We start from the raw sequence: 16,760 nt of genomic DNA, 5'->3' as shown, positions 1-16,760 counted from the left end.
CGCGCCGTTAAGCCTTAAGTAACCGGATTTCCTAACCGGTATGCCATTTCTGCATTGTATTCATGTTCCCCGGGAGACGGGGAATGCGAAGACTGCTTGTCAATTTCCGTGGCGCGCTTGGATTGTTTCGAAAAGCCGCCACCGGCTCGCAGCACATGGCCATGCCGATTCTCCGAGGGCCGATCCTCTCGCTGATCCTCTGCGGCGGCCTCATCGTCGCGGCGATCAGCGTCGGCACCATGATGATGGCCGGCGAATTCCGCGAGCGGGCTCTGAGCAACCACGAGCGTGAACTCGAAAACACCGTGCTGTTGCTCACCCGTCACTTCGACCAGCAGTTCGAAGACACCGAGATCATTGCCAACGACGTGATCGCCAGGATGCAGTTTTCGGACATCGACTCGCCGGAGACGTTCCGGATCTGGATGTCGAGCCACGACTCCCACCTGGTGCTGAAATCCAAGGTCAGCGTCCTGTCCTACATCGGCGATGTCGGCATCTTCGATGCAGATGGCAAGCTGATCAACTCGTCCGGAACCTGGCCGCTGCCGTCCATCAGCATCGCGGGGCGGGCCTTCTTCAGGAATTTCAAGTCGGATGCAAATCTGAAAACAGCGGTCGTCGAGGCTTCCCGCAACCTGATAACCGGCAACTCCACCACCGTCATCGCCCATCGGGTGAACGGCGCGAACGGGGTCTTTCTTGGCGTGATGGCGCGACGAATCGAACCGGTCCATTTCGAGAAATACTTTGCGTCCGTCGCGCTCGGACGCGGCTCCGCCATTTCCATGTTTCATCGCGATGGAACGATGCTGGCCCGCTACCCTCATATTGACTCGATGGTCGGGCAGAAATTCACGAATGCGCCGCTGCTGGACAAGGTCCTGACCGCGGGCGGCCGCCAGACGCTGCGGGTGCAAAGTACGGTCGATAATATGCACCGGCTAGGCTCGGCGGCTGGCCTGGATCGTTTCCCGATCATCGTAGTCGCAACCACCACCGTCGAGGCCGCGCTGGCCGACTGGCAGGCGCAAACCAGGTTCATGGTTGCCGCCGCCGTGCTGTCCGCGCTGGTGATCGCTTTCGTGCTGTTCCTTATCATCCGGCAGGTGACCCGCCAGAACCAGGAATCGCGGCAGCGGTTGAGCCTGCAAAAACAGCAGCTCGACACCGCCCTGAACAATATGACGCAGGGCCTCGTGCTGTATGACGCATCGGCGCGCATCATCCTCTGCAACCAGCGCTACATCGACATGTACGGACTGTCGACCGACATCGTCAAACCGGGTTGCCACTTTCGCGACCTGATCCAGCATCGTCAGAACACCGGATCCTATGACGGCGACGTCGACGAGTTCTGTTCAGCCATCATGCGCAACGTGGCGCAGGGCAAGCTCACCCACATGAACATGGAAAGCGCGGGGCGGTCGTATCTGATCGTCAACAAGCCGCTGGCGCAGGGCGGATGGGTCGCCACGATCGAAGACACCACCGAGCGCCAGAACCTGCAGCAGGAGCGCGACCGCAATTATGCGTTCCTGCGCCAGATCATCGATCACATACCATCGCAGATCACCGTGAAGGATGCGCGCGATCGCCGTTACGTTCTGGCCAATCGCGTGGCCGAAGCGCAATTCGGCCGGTCGCGCGATGCCATCGTCGGCAAGACGGCGTTCGATCTATTCCCGAAGGCGGCCGCCGATGTCCTGTCGGCAGACGATGACAGGATGCTGCAATCCGCCGATGGCCTGTTTCGAGACGAGCATGCGGACCCGTGGCAAATCCAGGCGTCGAGCAAGCGCTTCATCACTTCAAGGCGCATCGGCATTTCGGATCAGGCCGGCGAAATCCGGTATATCATCAACATCGTTGACGATGTCACCGATCGCCGGCGCGCCGACGAGAAGATCGCGCACCTCGCGCATTACGACGCGCTGACCGACCTGCCGAACCGGGTGCTGTTCCGCGAGCAGATCGAACGCGAATTGCAGCGAACCCGCTCGGGCGAGCAGTTCGCCCTGCTCTATATCGATATCGACGAGTTCAAGGGCATCAACGACTCGCTTGGACACCATGTCGGCGATGAACTGCTGAAGGCGGTGGCTGACCGCATCCGGGGCTGCCTCCGCGAGGCCGACCTGATCGCGCGGCTCGGCGGCGACGAATTTGCGGTGATCCAGACCGGCGTCAGGAACGTCGGCGATGTCGTGGAATTCGTCACCCGGATTCACGAGTTGATCCGGCAGCCCTATCAATGCCTTGGTCACCAGCTCTCGACCGACGCCAGCATCGGCATCGCATTGGCGCCACAGGACGGCACCGATCTGGATCAACTGATCAAGAACGCCGACCTCGCAATGTATGGCGCCAAGGCCGGGGGACGCCGAACCCATCGCTTCTTTGAACCCGCCATGGATGCCTGCGCCAAGGCACGGCTCGCCATGGAGCAGGACCTGCGCCAGGCACTGGTCGATGGCGGCTTCGAAATCCACTACCAGCCGCTGGTCGACCTGCGCCGCGACGAGGTGACCGGTTGCGAGGCCCTGCTGCGCTGGCGCCATCCCGAACGCGGTATGATCTCGCCCGCCGAATTCGTCCCCGTGGCGGAGGATACCGGCCTGATCATCGAACTCGGCGAATGGGTGTTGAAAACCGCCTGCGCCGAGGCGGCTACCTGGCCGGATCATATCCGTGTCGCGGTCAACGTCTCGCCCGTTCAACTGAAGTGCCCGACGCTGGCGCTGAAGATCGCGAGCGCGCTGGCCACGTCCGGCCTGCGGGCGAGCCGGCTGGAAATCGAAATCACCGAGGCGGTGCTGATCCGCGACGACGAGACCGCGCTCACCATCCTGCATCAGCTGCGCGACATCGGCGTGCGCATCGCGCTGGACGATTTCGGCACCGGCTATTCCTCGCTGAGCTATCTGAAGCGCTTCCCGTTCGACAAGATCAAGATCGACCGCTGCTTCATCAGCGACATCACGGAAATCGACGGCTCGTCGGCGATCGTGCAGGCGGTGGTGAACATCGCAGCCTCCCGCAACATGACGACGACAGCCGAGGGCGTCGAGACGCTGGAACAGAAGCAACGGCTCCGCGCGCTCGGCTGCACCGAAATGCAAGGCTATTTATTCAGCGCCGCGAAGCCCGGCCCGGAAGTGAGGCCGTTGTTCGGCCCGCGCCCGGTGACGGTGACCGCCGTGGCGCGATGACCAGATTATTGATCGGTTGCCCGGGGATGGTTCGGGCCGCTGCATAAGAGCCGCCGCAATCGATTCAACAATGCGGCATGAGGGAAGGATACGAGATGGCTCCCGCAAGAGGCGTGGAGGTCGCACATGCCTATGCTGTGCAACTGATGCAGCATCTGGTCGTCCCGACCTTCGTCATCGATCCGCAGCGGCGGGTCGTGATCTGGAACCGGGCCTGCGAGCGGCTCACCGGCGTCGCCGCCTCCGAAGTCCTGGGGACGTCGCTGCACTGGCGTGCCTTTTATGAGAAGCGCCGCTATTGCCTGGCCGATCTGGTGGCACTCGGGCGGCAGGACAAGGTGGGCGACCTCTACCCCGAACATACCGCGCCGGAAGACAACCGCCTCGGCTCCAGCGCCGAGAACTGGTGCGTGATGCCGAGGCTGGGCAACCATTTATATCTGGCGATCGACGCCGGCCCGATCCATGACGAGGCCGGCAATCTGATCGCGGTGGTCGAAACCTTGCGCGACATGACCGACCAGAAGCGGGCGGAAATGGCCCTGAAGACGCTGGCGGCCAGGGACGGACTGACCGGCCTCGCCAATCGGCGCGCCTTCGATGAAGCACTGCAGATGGAATGGTCGCGCGCCCGGGGCAGCGGGAAGCCGCTGGCCCTGCTGTTTGTCGATGTGGACCACTTCAAGCTGTTCAATGATCAGCATGGCCATCAGAGCGGCGATGAGTGCCTGCGTGCGGTGGCAGGCGTCATACGGGAGAACGCCCTTCGGCCACTCGATCTGGCCGCGCGCTATGGCGGCGAAGAGTTTGCCATCATCATGCCCGGGACCGGACTGGAGGGTGCCTGCAGGGTTGCCGAGCGGCTCCGCTCGGCCGTCATCGATCTGCGAATCAAGCATGGCGCCGACGGCGCCGGTCCGTGGGTCACGCTCAGCGTCGGCGTGGCGACGCTGGTCGCCGGCAGCGATGTTGGGCCCGACGGGTTTCTCGGGCAGGCCGATCAGGCCCTTTATGCCGCCAAGCACCTGGGCCGAAACCGCGTGATCTCCGCCGACACCATGCTGGCCGATTTCGCCAGGCTGAGCCGCGGGAAGGACGGCCCGCCAAAACCGGTTCGCGTCGTCAAGCGGTAGCGCCGGCGCGGAGACGAGGGGCGGGCGCTGTCGCGGCGCCACCTCGCCTCTTCGCTCACAATGACCGCTTGCGCCCGGTCCACATCGCCTTCACCAGATTCTCCTCGTGCAGCAGGCTCGAGGCCACGACGCCCAGCACATGCAGCCCGGCAAGGACCAGCGTGCCGTGGGCGAGCGCCTCGTGCAGTTTCTCAACCCATTTGGCACCCCAATACGCATCCGTCGTCATCATGTAGCCGGTGACGGCCGTGCCGATCAGCGCGGCCATCAAAGCGACGATCATCACGCCACCGGCGGGATTGTGGCCGAGATAGCGTGGCGCCTTGAAGCTCGCGACGTCCCGCAGATAGGTCAGCACCTGCCGCGGTCGCCGCACAAAACTGGAAAACCTCGCGTGGCGAGGGCCGATCGCGCCCCAGACGAGACGAAGCGCCAGCAGAATCGCGATACCGTAGCCGGCCGCGATATGCACGCCTTCATTCTCGTCGCCGCTGACGAAGGCGGTGACGAACAGCGCCAACAGCGTCCAGTGGAAGACCCGCACGAACGGGTCCCACACCTTGACCGTTGCCGGTGGCGTGGCGCCGCCGGCTTCGATCGCCTGATCCGTGAATGCCATGGTCGGACCGTTACAGCTGGCCGACGATGGCGGCGGTGGTCGGATCGACGAACAGTTCAACGCGGCTGCCGTTCTTGTCGATGGTATAGAGCTCACCGCAAGCGGCCTTCAACTTCGCTTTCTGAACCCTGTAGCCTAGCGACTCGACCTTGGCCTGGATGGCATCGAGGGAGAGCCACTGGCTTTGCGGCGCGGAGGTACAGGGGCGCCCGAGGCTGCCGGCGCTGGCGAAGGTTGCCGTGGCGAGCAGGATGGCGGTGGTGAACATTGCAGTCTTGATCATGGGAAGTCTCCGTAATAGCCGCCTGCCCTCGCGGAGCATGGCGCTGCTGTGAAATTCAGGGGATCGATCCCGCTGGGACGCCTTTTGATCCATGTCATCGACCGGCCGGCGTCCCATCGGTAATGGTGGCTTGATGATGGTCAGTTGTGGCGACGGCCGTGTTCCCACCGCTCATCGTGGCGCTCGTGAGCTTCGTCGTGACGTTCGCGCTGGCCGCGACGGGCCTCGCGGTGTTCCCTGCGGGATTCGAAGCGGCGCTCATGCGAGTATTCTTCGCCACGCATAGCGGGTGCCGCTGGCTGGCTCACCTCGATGGAGTTCTTCTGCTCCGTCGCGGTGTCATCACTGGCCTGCGCCAACGCGCCGGTCCCGAACAGGGCGATAAGGGTGCCGAACATGATGGTCTTGCGCATGGGGTATCTCCTGGCTTGCGTCCCGGCCGCCTATCCGGCCAGCGACGGGACGCACTATCGGCCGGCACCGCTGACAGCCGGCTGTTGACCGATGTCAGCGAATTGTCAGCCGGTTCGTGCTCATTGAGGCCGAAAGGAAACGGGTCGGTCATGCGGTTGAATGCGAAAGCAATGGCAATTGCGCTGCTGTCGGCGCTGATGGTGTTCGCAGCGGCGCGGGCCGACGACGATCGCGACCATGACGTGGCGCGGCGCGCCGTCGAGCGCGGGGAGATCAAGTCGCTCGCCGAGATATTGCAGGCGGTACGCGACAAGCTGCCCGGCGAGGTCACAAGCGTGAAGCTCGAACGCGAGCGCGGACGGCTGGTCTACGAATTCCGGGTCGTCGGCGCCCGAGGACGCCTTCTCGAAGTTTATGTCGATGCGGCTTCAGGCGAGATCGGCCGCACCCGGGAGAAATGATGCGCGTTCTGCTGGTCGAAGATGATCGAAAGATTGCCGCCGATGTCGGCCGCGCGCTGCTGGCTGCGGGTTACGTGGTCGACCGGGAAAGCCAGGGAGAGGAAGCATGGTTCCGCGGCGATACCGAAGACTATGCCGCAATCATTCTGGACCTGGGATTACCCGGCATGGACGGCCTGGCCATTCTCAAGCGTTGGCGGGCTGCCGGGCGCACCACGCCGGTCTTGATCCTGACGGCGCGCGGAAGCTGGAGCGAGCGCGTCGACGGCATCGATGCCGGCGCCGACGACTATCTGCCGAAGCCGTTTCAGATGGAGGAACTGCTGGCGCGGCTGCGCTCCGTCGTGCGCCGCTCGGCCGGCCGCGCTTCCTCGGTGGTGACGATCGGCGATCTCGCCATCGACGAGCGGCAAATGAAAGTCAGCGTGCGCGGCGTCCCGATCAACCTGTCGGCGCTGGAATATCGTGTCGTCGCCTATTTGATCCATCAACGCGGTCGCGTCGTGTCGCAGCTCGAGCTCAGCGAAAACATCCATGGCACCGACGACGCCAATGATTCCAACGCCATCGAGGTTCTGGTCGGCCGGCTGCGCCGCAAGCTCGGCGTCGATCTGATCGAGACCCGGCGCGGTTTCGGCTATCTGATACCAGAGTCGGTCGGATGAACCGGAACTCGCTGCGGCTGCGCCTGGTCGCCGGCGGTATCGCCGCGATCATCCTCGCCCTGGCGCTGGCCGGAATGGGTCTGACGCTGCTGTTCGAACGCCATGTCGGCCGCACCGTTTCCCAGGATCTCGACGTCCATCTGAAGAAACTGCTGGCCGGCCTCGAAGTCGACGCCGACGGGCACATCGTCGTCACCGGTGGTCCCGCCGATCCCCGATTTTCCGAACCGCTATCGGGGCTGTATTGGCAGGTCGCCGACGACCGCGGCCAGACGCTGCGGTCGCGCTCGCTGTGGGATTCATCGTTGCTGCTGCCGATCGACGAACCGGCCGCCGACGAAGTGCATCGCCACGAAGCGGTAGGCCCGGCCAACGGGCGGATGCTGATCGCCGAGCGCCGGGTCCGGCTCGATATCAAGGGACGCGAAACTCCCGTCACGGTCGCGGTCGCGATCAATGCCGCGCATGTAACGGCGGCGACGACCGCGTTCGCGACCGACCTCGTGACGGCACTCGGCCTGCTCGGGATCGCACTGGCGGCGGCGACCGCCGTGCAGGTCGGGCTGGGGCTGCGGCCACTCGACCTGCTGCGGCGCGGCGTTGCCGATATTCGTGCCGGCCGCGAACTGCGGCTTGCCGCAGGTGTGCCCGACGAAGTGCGACCGCTGGTCGATGAAGTCAATGCGCTGCTGGCGGCCCGCGCCGAGGAAGTCGAGCGCTCCCGCCACCGCGCCGCCGATCTCGCGCATGGCCTCAGGACGCCGCTGGCCGCGCTTGCGGCCGATGCCGGCCGCCTGCGCGAGGCGGGGCAATCGGCCGTGGCCGACGGAATTGATGAGGTGATCGGGACCATGCGTCGCCATGTCGACCGCGAGCTCGCGCGGGCCCGGCTGCAGGGCGCCATGCGGTCCCAACCGGGCGCATCGACAGCACTTGCGCCGCTGGTTCGCTCGCTGATCGCGACTTTGGTGCGGACACCGGAAGGTGCCCGGATCGCTTACGAAATCGCGATGACGGAACAAGTGACGGTGCCGTTCGATCGCTCCGATCTCGCCGAGGCGCTGGGCAACCTGCTCGAGAACGCCACGCGCCACGCCCGCAACCAGGTCCGGATCGCGGCCGGGGCTGACGGCCTTGGCGTTGCCGTTGAGGACGACGGCAGCGGCATTGCCGAAGCAATCCGTCCAACGGTCCTCGCGCGCGGCGGGCGGCTCGACCAGCGAGGCGGCGCCGGGCTCGGGCTTGCGATCGTGCAAGACGTCGTCGAGGCCTATGGCTGGACCCTGAGGCTCGATACCTCGGATCTCGGCGGACTGCGTGCCACGATCCAGCCGAATGCCTCGACAGGCCAGGCCGGCTAGCGCGCCTTCATTGGAAGGGACTGGCGGACGTCAGCTATTCAAGCCAGCGCTTGCAGGAACCTGCTGAAAGGCAGCCGGCTGATGGTTTCCTTGCAGCGACGCCATTCCCTCAAGGGCGCTTCGGCCGACCCCTGGCGCGATACCGCGAGATATTCACTGCGCAAGATGATGTTCACGACTTCGCCCGAACCGCTTTCGCCTGCCGGAACGACGTAATCAAAAGCGTGGCGGCTGTAGTTGCCGTCGATTTGCCTGCCGCCCGGCGTGGTGACCTTCTCGGCGTGGATCGACATCCGCATGCCGTCGGTGCTGCACCAGTCGCCGTCGATGGCGTCAGCGCGGCCGACGCCGGTCTGCAGCAGCACACCCACTGCGGAAAGCAGGATCAACAAACGCGCGGACATCGGCGCCTCCCTCGCAAAGGGGATCTGTGCCGGCATTTTGCCACAGACAGGATACGCCTGCATCAGGGCATTTTGCGTTAGGATGAGACAAGCGACACCCGGCTCTGCACTGCCCGCTTGGGCGGACCGGTTCTTCCACTCTTCCACGAAAACGAGTCCATCCATGGCCAATATCGAATCCCGACTCACCGCGCTCGGCCTGGTCCTGCCGCCGGCCTTTAGCCCGCCGCCCGGCATGGTCCTGCCTTTCGTCCATGTTCGCAGGATCGGAAACCGCGCGGTGATCGCCGGGCATGGACCGCAGAGCCCGGAAGGAACACTGGCAAAACCGCTCGGCAAGGTAGGAGCCGAGGTGAGCCTCGAGCAGGGCTATCTCGCCGCGAGGCTCACGGCACTGTCGATGCTGGGCTCGCTCAAGCGCGCGCTCGGCGAGCTCGACCGCATTTCGCACTGGGTGCGGATTTTCGGCATGGTCAACTCGGCGCCCGGCTTCGTCCAGCAACCCGCCGTCATCAACGGCTTCTCCGACCTCATTCTCGAACTGTGGGGGCCTGAGGCCGGCGCCCACGCCCGCAGCGCGGTGGGCATGGCCGAGTTGCCGTTCGGGATACCGGTCGAAATCGAGGGCGAGGTCCAGATCGCGGATTAGCCGCAAATTCATATGATTGTCGGGCAGATCGTCATAGGATCGGCAATCGCCCGTCCCTCCAGCTTCGAAGCAACCGCATGCAACCCGTTTCCATCCTTCTGAACATCTTCTGGATTCTGCTCGGCGGCGCGTGGATGGCGGCCGGCTGGATCATCGCCGCCGTCGTCATGGCCATCACCATCATCGGCCTGCCCTGGGCCAGGGCCGCTTTCAATATCGCGGTCTATACCCTGCTGCCGTTCGGCTCCCGCGCGGTGCGCCGCGACGAGGTCACCGGCCAGTCCGATATCGGTACCGGGCCGCTCGGCATGATCGGCAATCTGATCTGGCTGGTGCTGGCGGGCTGGTGGCTGGCGCTCGGACACCTCGTCACCGCGGTCATTCTGGCCGTGACGATCATCGGGATTCCGTTCGCGTGGGCGCATGTCAAGCTCGCCGGCATCGCGCTCTGGCCGATCGGCAAGGTGATCGTGCCGGCCTAGACTCTGGCTTCGGGCGCCTCGATCATCGACAGCTCGCGGGCCCAGTATGGCCTCACCAGAACCTTCAGACCGGCCTCGAACGGAAGAACACCGACCGGGCGCGAATCCTGGGTAATCCTGATTGCCCAGTTTCGGGGAACAACCCGATGCTCCTGGAAAAGCCGCTGAATGATGCCGGCGGCAAACAGCGTGGCATCGATATCGTCGCCCAATGCCGCCCCGTCATGGCCATGGCCATCGATGGGGATGATCGGATCGCAGACCTGAAATCTGTAAAACGGCATGAGATATCGTTACCCCAAACGTTGCGCTGCTGCTTTGACGTCGATCAAACCTTTCCGGTTCACCCGGCGGGGCCATGCCCGGAAGAAATAATCCGGGATTATTGGCGGGCGGTCAGGCCCTGCGCCCCGTTCGTTCTACGCCGCCAGCCGGCCGCGGTTGTTCTCGGCCAGAATGGGGCGGATCAGCCGGCCGAACCGTTCGGCTTCCTCGTCATGCAGATAGCCCGACAGGCAGAATGAATGGCAGCCGGCATCGATGAACTGCTGCAGCGTAGCGGCACATTGGACGGGATTGCCGACCACCGCGATGCCGGCGCCGGGCCTCACCTTGGTGATGCCGGTCCACAGATGCGGCATCAGGAGATCGCCATGCTCGCGGGCCAGTTCCTGCACGCGCCGGTTGGCTTCCGACTTGTTGTAGAGCGTCTTCATCTCCTGCTTCTGCCGCTCGGTCGCATGGCGCACCAGCGCGTCGGCGGCTTCCCACGCATCCGCTTCGTCTTCGCGGCAGATCACCTGCAGCCGCATGCCGAAGCCGATGGCTTTTTCCCGGCCATGCGCCCGCGCCAACTCCCTGATCTCCGCGATATTGGCGGCGATGCGCTCCGGCAGGTCGCCCCAGAACAGATGCACGTCGGAATGCTTGGCCGACATCTCCCAGGCCGGCCGCGAGCCGCCGCCGAGATAGAATTTTGGAAATGGCTGCTGCAGCGGGCGCGGGCGGATATGCGCACCGGACAGAGTGTGGAATTTGCCCTCGAAATGCACCGGGCCGCGGGTGGTCCACAATGCCTTCAGGATGGAAACTTCCTCCTCCATCAGCGCGTAGCGCTCCTCCTTGGCGTAGCGCACGCCCTCGCCCTCGACTTCGCTTTCGTTCTGGCCGGCAATCAGGTTGATGCAGATGCGCCCGCCGGACATCTGGTCGAAGGTCGAGATCATCTTGGCCAGCAGCACCGGATTGATGTAGCCGGGCCGGGCCGCGATCAGCGGTTTTATCCTGGACGACCGCGCCGCCATGAACGCGCCGGTGATCCAGGCCTCCCAGCACACCGAGCCGACCGGGATCAGCAGATACTCAAAGCCCGCGGCCTCGGCGGCCTGCACCACGCGGTCGCACAATTCGGGCGACCCCGGCACCTGGGCCTCCGGCACGCCATAGGCCGTGGTGTCGCCGTGCGTGGGCAGGTACCAGCCGAATTCGAGCGGACGCATGCAGTTTTCTCCCTGAAGGCGGCTTCGCCGCGCAGTTTTCTCAGGGGCAGTTTACAGCCTGGGTCCGGCGGGACAATCGGGTATCGCCCTGACGGCTCTGGGCCAATCGGCCGGTCCAAAAGCCTCAGGAGACGCTGACCGTCTCGCGGGATTCGGTCGAACGGACACGCCGTTCATCCACCAGATAGTTCGTCAGCAGTGCGCCGGCCCACATGGCGGTGAGCGCGACCCAGGATGTCAGGGCAAAGATCGCCCCGCCTGTGACTCCCGCGCCGACGGCACAGCCGCCGGCCAGCATGCCGCCAAAACCCATCAGCGCCGCGCCGAACAAATATCGGCCCATGCTCGGCCCGTCCTGAAAGCCCTGGATCTTCCATTCACCCGCCAACAGCGCCGCAAACAACGAACCGGCGAACACGCCGGGAACGAGGCCGACATCGAATCCCAACTGCAGGGATGGAGAATTGATCAGCCCCATCAGCGTATCGGCCGACGGCCCGATGAAACTGATGCTCTTGACCTGAACGAGATTGAACGAGGATTGTGAAACATGGAAGGTAAACAGCCAGCCGGCGGCGACCGCAAGGCCGACGCCGACGGCGCTGGCGCCGGCAACAAGGCCGACGCGGGCACGCCGCGCCAGCCACAGCGCGCCGCCGAGCCCGAGCATGCCGAGCAACATGCCCGTCACTGCGCCGGCGTCCACGAATGCAAGCAGATTGCGCGACGGGCCACCCTGCACGGTCCAGAGTTCAGACAGCGCCTCCCGGACCGGCGCCAGAACCCCTCGCAGCGAGGCCTGGCCGACGACGGTGAGGACGAGCCCGGAAATCAGGGCCCGAAGATTCCCGGTCGCCGACAGAACCAGGAGCCGGCTGGCACAACCGCGCGCCAGGATCATTCCGGCGCCGAACATCAAGCCGCCGATCAGGCTGCCGGAAAGGCTGCCTCGCGCGGCGAGCTGGCGGGCGCCGCTGACGTCGAGCCAGCCGAAGGCGATGAGCGCGTTGGTGACGGCAACAGCGGCAGAAAACACCAGCAGCCAGATGGCGAATTTCGAGCCGGGCCGCGCATGGGAGAACTCGATCACGGCGGATCGCAGGCAGAACTTGCTCGACTGCGCGCAGGCGCCGAACAGCATTCCGATCAGCAACCCACCTGCGGCAAGAACCACCGGATCGCCAGCCAGATCGATCAGCCATTGCAGATACACGCCGTTCCAGCCTTTCGTCGACCGGTGACCATTCCGCGATGGGACAGGATGCCGGCAAAACAGCCGCCGGGCATTGATATGGCGCAACGAAGCGCCTGGTTCAGCCCTTGCAGGACCGTTGCCGGCTCACCCTGCCGGTTTCAGGGGCAGATATAGCCGGCGCCGCTCGGATTCTTGAAGCAGCCCACCGATTCCGGCAGCAGGTGCTTGGGCAGCCACAGCACCACTTCGGGGAAGAAGATGCAGGACGCGATGGCGGCGAGGAACACGACGTAGATCGGCAGCGACGCCACCATGGCCTTGCCGAAGCGCACGCCGACGAATTTCGACGCCATCAGCAGCGCCAGCCCGTAAGGCGGCGTGATCAGCCCGAACGCCAACGTGACGATGATGACGACGCCCATATGCACCGGATTGATATCGGTGCTCTGGGTGAGGTCGGTGATGATCGGCATGAAGATGATGATGGCGGGTATCGCGTCGATGAAGTCGCCGACGATGACGAACAGCACGACCAGCAACAGCATGATCATGAAGGGATCGCCGCCGGCGGCCGTCGATATCCAGCCGGACACCACCGCCGGCCCGCGCAGATAGGCCAGCATCCAGCCGAACACCGAGGCGGCGCCGATGGTGATCAGCGGAATGGAATAAAGCAGCCCGGTCAGCGCCATGTCGCGCGGCAAGTATCTGATATGGCCGGGATTGAGCAGCGGGATCGCCACGAACAGGATGTAGGCCACGGCGATGATGCCGGCCTCGGTCGGGGTGAACTGGCCGGTGAGGATGCCGCCCATGATGATCAGCGGGATCATCAGCGGTATCGCCGCTTCCTTTGTGGCGGTTGCGAACCTGCCGAATGTCGCCCGCTTGTGCCTGAGACCGACTGGCCCGAAGAAATGGCTGTAGATCATCAGCCCGATGCCGACGAACACGCCCGGCACGACGCCGCCGAGGAACAGCCCGCCGATCGAGACGTTACCGGTCGCGCCGTACACCACGGCCATGATACTGGGCGGAATGAGGTTGGCCATCGTGGAGGCGGAAGCGATCAGCGCCGCGGTGAAGGCGAGGTCATAGCCTTCCCGCTTCATCTCCGGCGCCAGCGTGCGCGACAGGATGGCGACGTCGGCGGCGGAGGATCCCGATATTCCGGCGAAGAACATGCTGAAGATCGTCACCACCTGGGCCAGGCCGCCACGAAAATGCCCGACCATGGTTTGCGACAGCGTGATCATGCGGCTGGTGACGTTGGCCGAAGTCATGAGATCGCCCACCAGCAGGAAGAACGGCACCGCCAGCAACGCTTCGGTGTCCATGCCGTTGAAGAGCTGCGCCATCATCGAGGCGAGGCTGACCGGGGTGAGCGCCGTCACCACCAGCACGGACGCGATCAGGGCAAATGCCACCGGCACGCCCATATAGCCGAGGAACAGGAACAGAAATCCCATCAGGAAGATGAGCCCGCCATTGGCCGTCACAGCGTCTTCCTCTTCTCGTCGGCGTGCGTCGTACCGGCGAAGCCGTGTTTCCAGCCGTTGACCATCTGCTCGACGATGAAAATGGCGACCAGCACACCGCAGATCGGAATGGCCGCATACAGGCTCGACAGCGGCGTCATCGACGGCATGCGCAGGCTCTTGAAGCCGTCGAGAAAGTTCAGGTAGCCGAAATAGATCATGCAGAACGCGACGCCGAGCACGACCAACCGGTTGAACATCTCGAAGAACAGCCGCTTGTTGCCGGTCAGCGATTCCGCCAGTACCGCGAGATAGAGGTGGTCGTTGCGCCGCGTGGCTGCGCCGACGCCGATGAAAATGCCGTAGATGAAGAAGGTCATGGTCGCCTCCTGGAGCCAGAGCCAGGGATGACCGATGGTGCGGGTGACGACATCGCACATCACCAGAACTGAAAACCCGGTGATGGCGACGCCGCACAGAATCATCAGGACCTGTTCGAGCCAGTCGAGCGCACGCCACTTCAGGTAGCGCTGCTCCTCCAGGACGAGGCTGTTGAATCCGCGCATGATCTCTTCTCAAATCCGGATTTCGGGGACGGCGAAGCAGGGAGCGACCTCGCTCCCTGCTTCGTCAACGCGCTGCCTATTTGACGTTGCGTACCAGACCGAGGACCTTGACGGCGTTGGGACCGAGGTCGGACGCCAGCTTGTCCTGGATCGGCTTGCTGATCTGCGCGAAGCCTGACTTGTCGACGGTCTTGACGACCTTGACGCCGATCTTCTCCAGCTTGGCCTGCGCTTCGTGCTCGAGCTTGAAGGCCGCGGCCGGCTCGTTGCGGCTGACCTCGTCGGCGGCTGCCTGCACCCATTTCTTCTGCTCGTCGGTGAGGCTGCTCCACACCTTGTCGCTGACGAACAGCGCGGCATTGTTGGCTTCGTGTTCGGTGAGCGAGAGAACCGGCGCCGGTTCGTAATGCTTGTTGACGAGGTAGTTGTTGATGCCGTTTTCGGCCATGTCGACCACGCCGGTCTGCAGCGAAGTGTAAACCTCGCCGAACGGCATGTGCACCACCTGGGCGCCATAGGCCGGGAACAGCGTGTCCTCGGTGACGGTTGCCTGCACGCGAACCTTGACGCCCTTGATGTCCGCGACCTTCTCGACCGCCTTCTTGCCGTACATGTGCCGCAGGCCCTGCGATCCCAGCCCGAGCATGTGCGCGCCCTTCATCTTGGCCGCGTACAGCTCCTTCATCGCCGCGATCACGGCGGGATCGGCCAGCACCTTGATGGCGTGGGCTTCGTCGCGGAAGATGAAGTGAAGCGAGAATACGCCGGACTCCGGCTGCGCGGTCGAGGCGTTGGCGGTCGACAGCATCACGAAGTCGATGTCGCCGGTCTGCACCTTCTGCAGGGTCTGCGCCTCGGTGCCGAGCTGGGCGCCGGGATACTGATTGATCGAGAGCGTGCCCTTGCTGAGTTCGCCCAGTTTCTTGTTGAACATTTCGGCGCCGATGCCGTAGCCGCTGTTCTTCGGCTGGTCGTAGGCGAACGAGAACTCGCGCTTCTGCGCGTACGCGGCCGTCGAGGCCATCGCCAGCGCGGCGCCGAGCAGAATGCCGCGCGCAAGCGGCAGATACCGTGAAACGGACATTGACTTCCTCCCCTGCTGTCGCCGCTTTTTCGCGGACTGATGGTTCGCCGGAACACGGGCCCGGCGGCGGCAGTATCAACCGCCCTTCCGTTGTACACAAGATAGTTTTTTAGATTGTATACTGTTCGCACTGATGGCAGATTGCAGCCATGGCGACCGCTCGTATTTCCAGCAAACCGGCGTCCCGCAGGGATGCGTCGAACTCGCCCGCGGTGACCGAGCCCCAATCGCGCCAGCCGTCGATCGCCGACCTGATCGTCCGCAAACTCGAGGAAGACATCGTGCTCGGCCGGCGGCACCCGCGCGAGCGGCTGGTCGAGCAGGACCTGTGCACGGATTTCGATACCCACCGGGGCGACGTCCGGCTCGCGCTGTTCGAGCTGGAGAAGATGGGCATCGTCGAACGGATCCCGAACCGCGGCGCGATCGTGCGCGACCTGAAGCCGCGGGAGGTCGAGGAGATCTACGACGTGCGCGAGGAACTCGAGGTCATGGCGGTGCGCATCCTGCCGTTTCCGGTGCCGGACGCGGACCTCGCCAGGCTGGCGGCGATCCAGCACGAGCACGGCAAGGCGGTCGATAGCGGCGACCTGCTGGCGGTGTTCCACAGCAATGTCCAGTTCCATCGCGCGTTGTTCGGCCTGTGCGGCAACACCAGCCTGATCGAAACCATCGAATATCTGGCGCAGAAAGTCTCCGGCATCAGGTCCTATGCGCATGCCAAGCCGGAGGCGCTGAACGACTCCCGCCGCGATCATATCGCCATGATCAAGGCGCTGCGAAATTCGCGACGCGACGACCTGATCGAGCTGACGCGCCGCCACCTCAAGCCCGCGGTACGGGCCTATATCGATGCCTACCGGCGACGCTTCGGTGACGGCGGCTCAGGAGCCTGAGCGCACCGCGCCGGTCTCGCGCGGCCGCGCCGATTTCACGTCGTCAATCCCTTGAGCCGCAGCATGGCAACCGGGCGTTATCGCGTCGTTGCCGTATTGGCGGTGGCGAGGATGGCGGCGATCGCCGCATTGCCTTCCGCCTCCAGTGCCTCGATGGCCTCGCGGGCCCAGAGATAGGACGCATCGTAAATCTCGGTATGTCGCTCGAACTCGGTGACGCCGATGTCGGGCGAGAACGGCGGCCGCATCACATGATCGTGCGGCGCGGTCGGCAGCGTATCGTAGCGCTGATGCGCCACCAGGCTACGCCACAGCACGTTGACCGCGCTCGGCGCCGCCGGCAGCAGCTTCTTGCGGAA

The 16,760-nt window shown here is 64.3% G+C and carries 18 protein-coding genes and 1 pseudogene; 8 read left to right on the top strand and 11 right to left on the bottom strand.

Annotated features, from left to right (window positions below):
- Window positions 1–155: 155 nt before the first annotated feature.
- Both Q7U29_RS18385 and Q7U29_RS18380 read left to right on the top strand, forming a co-directional pair.
- Window positions 156–3,212 carry an EAL domain-containing protein gene (locus tag Q7U29_RS18385; RefSeq protein ID WP_304743815.1) on the top strand — a complete coding sequence of 1,019 codons (3,057 nt, stop codon included), beginning with the start codon at window positions 156–158 and terminating at the stop codon, window positions 3,210–3,212.
- A gap of 95 nt (window positions 3,213–3,307) precedes the next feature.
- Entirely contained in the window at window positions 3,308–4,345 is a 1,038-nt protein-coding gene (locus Q7U29_RS18380; RefSeq protein ID WP_304743785.1) for a diguanylate cyclase, read from the top strand.
- 55 nt (window positions 4,346–4,400) lie between these two features.
- On the opposite strand, the gene Q7U29_RS18375 is transcribed toward Q7U29_RS18380, so the two are convergent.
- From Q7U29_RS18375 to Q7U29_RS18365, 3 genes are all read right to left on the bottom strand, one after another.
- Window positions 4,401–4,964, bottom strand: coding sequence for a cytochrome b/b6 domain-containing protein (locus Q7U29_RS18375; protein WP_304743784.1), 564 nt, complete (start codon window positions 4,962–4,964; stop codon window positions 4,401–4,403).
- 10 nt (window positions 4,965–4,974) lie between these two features.
- On the bottom strand, window positions 4,975–5,247 hold the full coding sequence (locus Q7U29_RS18370) for a PepSY domain-containing protein (RefSeq protein ID WP_304743783.1): 273 nt from the start codon (window positions 5,245–5,247) through the stop codon (window positions 4,975–4,977).
- 140 nt (window positions 5,248–5,387) lie between these two features.
- Window positions 5,388–5,660 (bottom strand): hypothetical protein, encoded by a 273-nt coding sequence (locus tag Q7U29_RS18365; protein WP_304743782.1) that lies wholly within the window; start codon window positions 5,658–5,660, stop codon window positions 5,388–5,390.
- A 171-nt stretch (window positions 5,661–5,831) separates the two neighbouring features.
- On the opposite strand from Q7U29_RS18365, the gene Q7U29_RS18360 reads away from it, so the two are divergent.
- From Q7U29_RS18360 to Q7U29_RS18350, 3 genes are read left to right on the top strand one after another with little or no spacing between them, the layout of a single operon-like run.
- Window positions 5,832–6,122, top strand: coding sequence for a PepSY domain-containing protein (locus tag Q7U29_RS18360; protein ID WP_370691775.1), 291 nt, complete (start codon window positions 5,832–5,834; stop codon window positions 6,120–6,122).
- Window positions 6,122–6,787 (top strand): response regulator transcription factor, encoded by a 666-nt coding sequence (locus Q7U29_RS18355; protein WP_304743781.1) that lies wholly within the window; start codon window positions 6,122–6,124, stop codon window positions 6,785–6,787. Before Q7U29_RS18360 ends, Q7U29_RS18355 begins: the two co-directional genes overlap by 1 nt.
- Window positions 6,784–8,148 (top strand): HAMP domain-containing sensor histidine kinase, encoded by a 1,365-nt coding sequence (locus Q7U29_RS18350; RefSeq protein ID WP_304743780.1) that lies wholly within the window; start codon window positions 6,784–6,786, stop codon window positions 8,146–8,148. Before Q7U29_RS18355 ends, Q7U29_RS18350 begins: the two co-directional genes overlap by 4 nt.
- Window positions 8,149–8,186: 38 nt before the next feature.
- On the opposite strand, the gene Q7U29_RS18345 is transcribed toward Q7U29_RS18350, so the two are convergent.
- Window positions 8,187–8,717: a hypothetical protein gene (locus Q7U29_RS18345; protein ID WP_304743779.1), complete on the bottom strand. Its 531-nt coding sequence runs from the start codon at window positions 8,715–8,717 to the stop codon at window positions 8,187–8,189.
- Between Q7U29_RS18345 and Q7U29_RS18340 the strand changes: the two genes are divergently transcribed.
- Both Q7U29_RS18340 and Q7U29_RS18335 read left to right on the top strand, forming a co-directional pair.
- Window positions 8,716–9,201 carry a RidA family protein gene (locus Q7U29_RS18340; protein ID WP_304743778.1) on the top strand — a complete coding sequence of 162 codons (486 nt, stop codon included), beginning with the start codon at window positions 8,716–8,718 and terminating at the stop codon, window positions 9,199–9,201. The genes Q7U29_RS18345 and Q7U29_RS18340 overlap by 2 nt on opposite strands.
- Window positions 9,202–9,278: 77 nt before the next feature.
- Window positions 9,279–9,683 carry a YccF domain-containing protein gene (locus Q7U29_RS18335; protein WP_304743777.1) on the top strand — a complete coding sequence of 135 codons (405 nt, stop codon included), beginning with the start codon at window positions 9,279–9,281 and terminating at the stop codon, window positions 9,681–9,683.
- On the opposite strand, the gene Q7U29_RS18330 is transcribed toward Q7U29_RS18335, so the two are convergent.
- The 6 genes from Q7U29_RS18330 to Q7U29_RS18305 form a co-directional block, all read right to left on the bottom strand.
- Window positions 9,680–9,967 carry a hypothetical protein gene (locus Q7U29_RS18330; RefSeq protein ID WP_304743776.1) on the bottom strand — a complete coding sequence of 96 codons (288 nt, stop codon included), beginning with the start codon at window positions 9,965–9,967 and terminating at the stop codon, window positions 9,680–9,682. The two genes, Q7U29_RS18335 and Q7U29_RS18330, sit on opposite strands and share 4 nt — an antisense overlap.
- 135 nt (window positions 9,968–10,102) lie before the next feature.
- The gene (locus Q7U29_RS18325) at window positions 10,103–11,182 is read right to left on the bottom strand and encodes an LLM class flavin-dependent oxidoreductase (RefSeq protein WP_304743775.1); all 1,080 of its coding nucleotides are present in this window, start codon (window positions 11,180–11,182) and stop codon (window positions 10,103–10,105) included.
- A 124-nt stretch (window positions 11,183–11,306) separates the two neighbouring features.
- A complete protein-coding gene (locus Q7U29_RS18320; protein ID WP_304743774.1) occupies window positions 11,307–12,395 on the bottom strand; it encodes a YeeE/YedE family protein in 1,089 nt (362 codons plus the stop codon).
- Window positions 12,396–12,535: 140 nt separating this feature from the next.
- On the bottom strand, window positions 12,536–13,846 hold the full coding sequence (locus tag Q7U29_RS18315) for a TRAP transporter large permease (RefSeq protein ID WP_304743813.1): 1,311 nt from the start codon (window positions 13,844–13,846) through the stop codon (window positions 12,536–12,538).
- Between the two features lie 26 nt (window positions 13,847–13,872).
- Window positions 13,873–14,421 carry a TRAP transporter small permease gene (locus Q7U29_RS18310; protein ID WP_304743773.1) on the bottom strand — a complete coding sequence of 183 codons (549 nt, stop codon included), beginning with the start codon at window positions 14,419–14,421 and terminating at the stop codon, window positions 13,873–13,875.
- A gap of 76 nt (window positions 14,422–14,497) precedes the next feature.
- Window positions 14,498–15,505 carry a TRAP transporter substrate-binding protein gene (locus tag Q7U29_RS18305; RefSeq protein WP_304743772.1) on the bottom strand — a complete coding sequence of 336 codons (1,008 nt, stop codon included), beginning with the start codon at window positions 15,503–15,505 and terminating at the stop codon, window positions 14,498–14,500.
- A gap of 149 nt (window positions 15,506–15,654) precedes the next feature.
- Here Q7U29_RS18305 and Q7U29_RS18300 point away from each other — a divergent pair, with 149 nt between their 5' ends.
- Window positions 15,655–16,401: a GntR family transcriptional regulator gene (locus tag Q7U29_RS18300; RefSeq protein ID WP_304743771.1), complete on the top strand. Its 747-nt coding sequence runs from the start codon at window positions 15,655–15,657 to the stop codon at window positions 16,399–16,401.
- Between the two features lie 77 nt (window positions 16,402–16,478).
- On the opposite strand, the pseudogene Q7U29_RS18295 reads toward Q7U29_RS18300, so the two are convergent.
- Window positions 16,479–16,760: pseudogene (locus Q7U29_RS18295) on the bottom strand (alpha/beta hydrolase); the annotation flags it as partial.

This window comes from Bradyrhizobium sp. (assembly GCF_030654605.1).
Classification (GTDB): Bacteria; Pseudomonadota; Alphaproteobacteria; order Rhizobiales; family Xanthobacteraceae; genus Bradyrhizobium.
Note: the sequence above shows the minus strand (reverse complement) of the source record. Positions and strands in the feature narration are given on the sequence as shown.

Coding starts and splice junctions, on each gene's coding strand:
- Q7U29_RS18375 (WP_304743784.1), bottom strand. CDS start 4,964: ATGGCATTCACGGATCAGGCGATCGAAGCCGGCGGCGCCACGCCACCG.
- Q7U29_RS18385 (WP_304743815.1), top strand. CDS start 156: ATGGCCATGCCGATTCTCCGAGGGCCGATCCTCTCGCTGATCCTCTGC.
- Q7U29_RS18305 (WP_304743772.1), bottom strand. CDS start 15,505: ATGTCCGTTTCACGGTATCTGCCGCTTGCGCGCGGCATTCTGCTCGGC.
- Q7U29_RS18340 (WP_304743778.1), top strand. CDS start 8,716: ATGGCCAATATCGAATCCCGACTCACCGCGCTCGGCCTGGTCCTGCCG.
- Q7U29_RS18300 (WP_304743771.1), top strand. CDS start 15,655: ATGGCGACCGCTCGTATTTCCAGCAAACCGGCGTCCCGCAGGGATGCG.
- Q7U29_RS18315 (WP_304743813.1), bottom strand. CDS start 13,846: ATGGGATTTCTGTTCCTGTTCCTCGGCTATATGGGCGTGCCGGTGGCA.
- Q7U29_RS18360 (WP_370691775.1), top strand. CDS start 5,832: ATGGCAATTGCGCTGCTGTCGGCGCTGATGGTGTTCGCAGCGGCGCGG.
- Q7U29_RS18350 (WP_304743780.1), top strand. CDS start 6,784: ATGAACCGGAACTCGCTGCGGCTGCGCCTGGTCGCCGGCGGTATCGCC.
- Q7U29_RS18345 (WP_304743779.1), bottom strand. CDS start 8,717: ATGGATGGACTCGTTTTCGTGGAAGAGTGGAAGAACCGGTCCGCCCAA.
- Q7U29_RS18330 (WP_304743776.1), bottom strand. CDS start 9,967: ATGCCGTTTTACAGATTTCAGGTCTGCGATCCGATCATCCCCATCGAT.
- Q7U29_RS18370 (WP_304743783.1), bottom strand. CDS start 5,247: ATGATCAAGACTGCAATGTTCACCACCGCCATCCTGCTCGCCACGGCA.
- Q7U29_RS18325 (WP_304743775.1), bottom strand. CDS start 11,182: ATGCGTCCGCTCGAATTCGGCTGGTACCTGCCCACGCACGGCGACACC.
- Q7U29_RS18365 (WP_304743782.1), bottom strand. CDS start 5,660: ATGCGCAAGACCATCATGTTCGGCACCCTTATCGCCCTGTTCGGGACC.
- Q7U29_RS18355 (WP_304743781.1), top strand. CDS start 6,122: ATGCGCGTTCTGCTGGTCGAAGATGATCGAAAGATTGCCGCCGATGTC.
- Q7U29_RS18310 (WP_304743773.1), bottom strand. CDS start 14,421: ATGCGCGGATTCAACAGCCTCGTCCTGGAGGAGCAGCGCTACCTGAAG.
- Q7U29_RS18335 (WP_304743777.1), top strand. CDS start 9,279: ATGCAACCCGTTTCCATCCTTCTGAACATCTTCTGGATTCTGCTCGGC.
- Q7U29_RS18380 (WP_304743785.1), top strand. CDS start 3,308: ATGGCTCCCGCAAGAGGCGTGGAGGTCGCACATGCCTATGCTGTGCAA.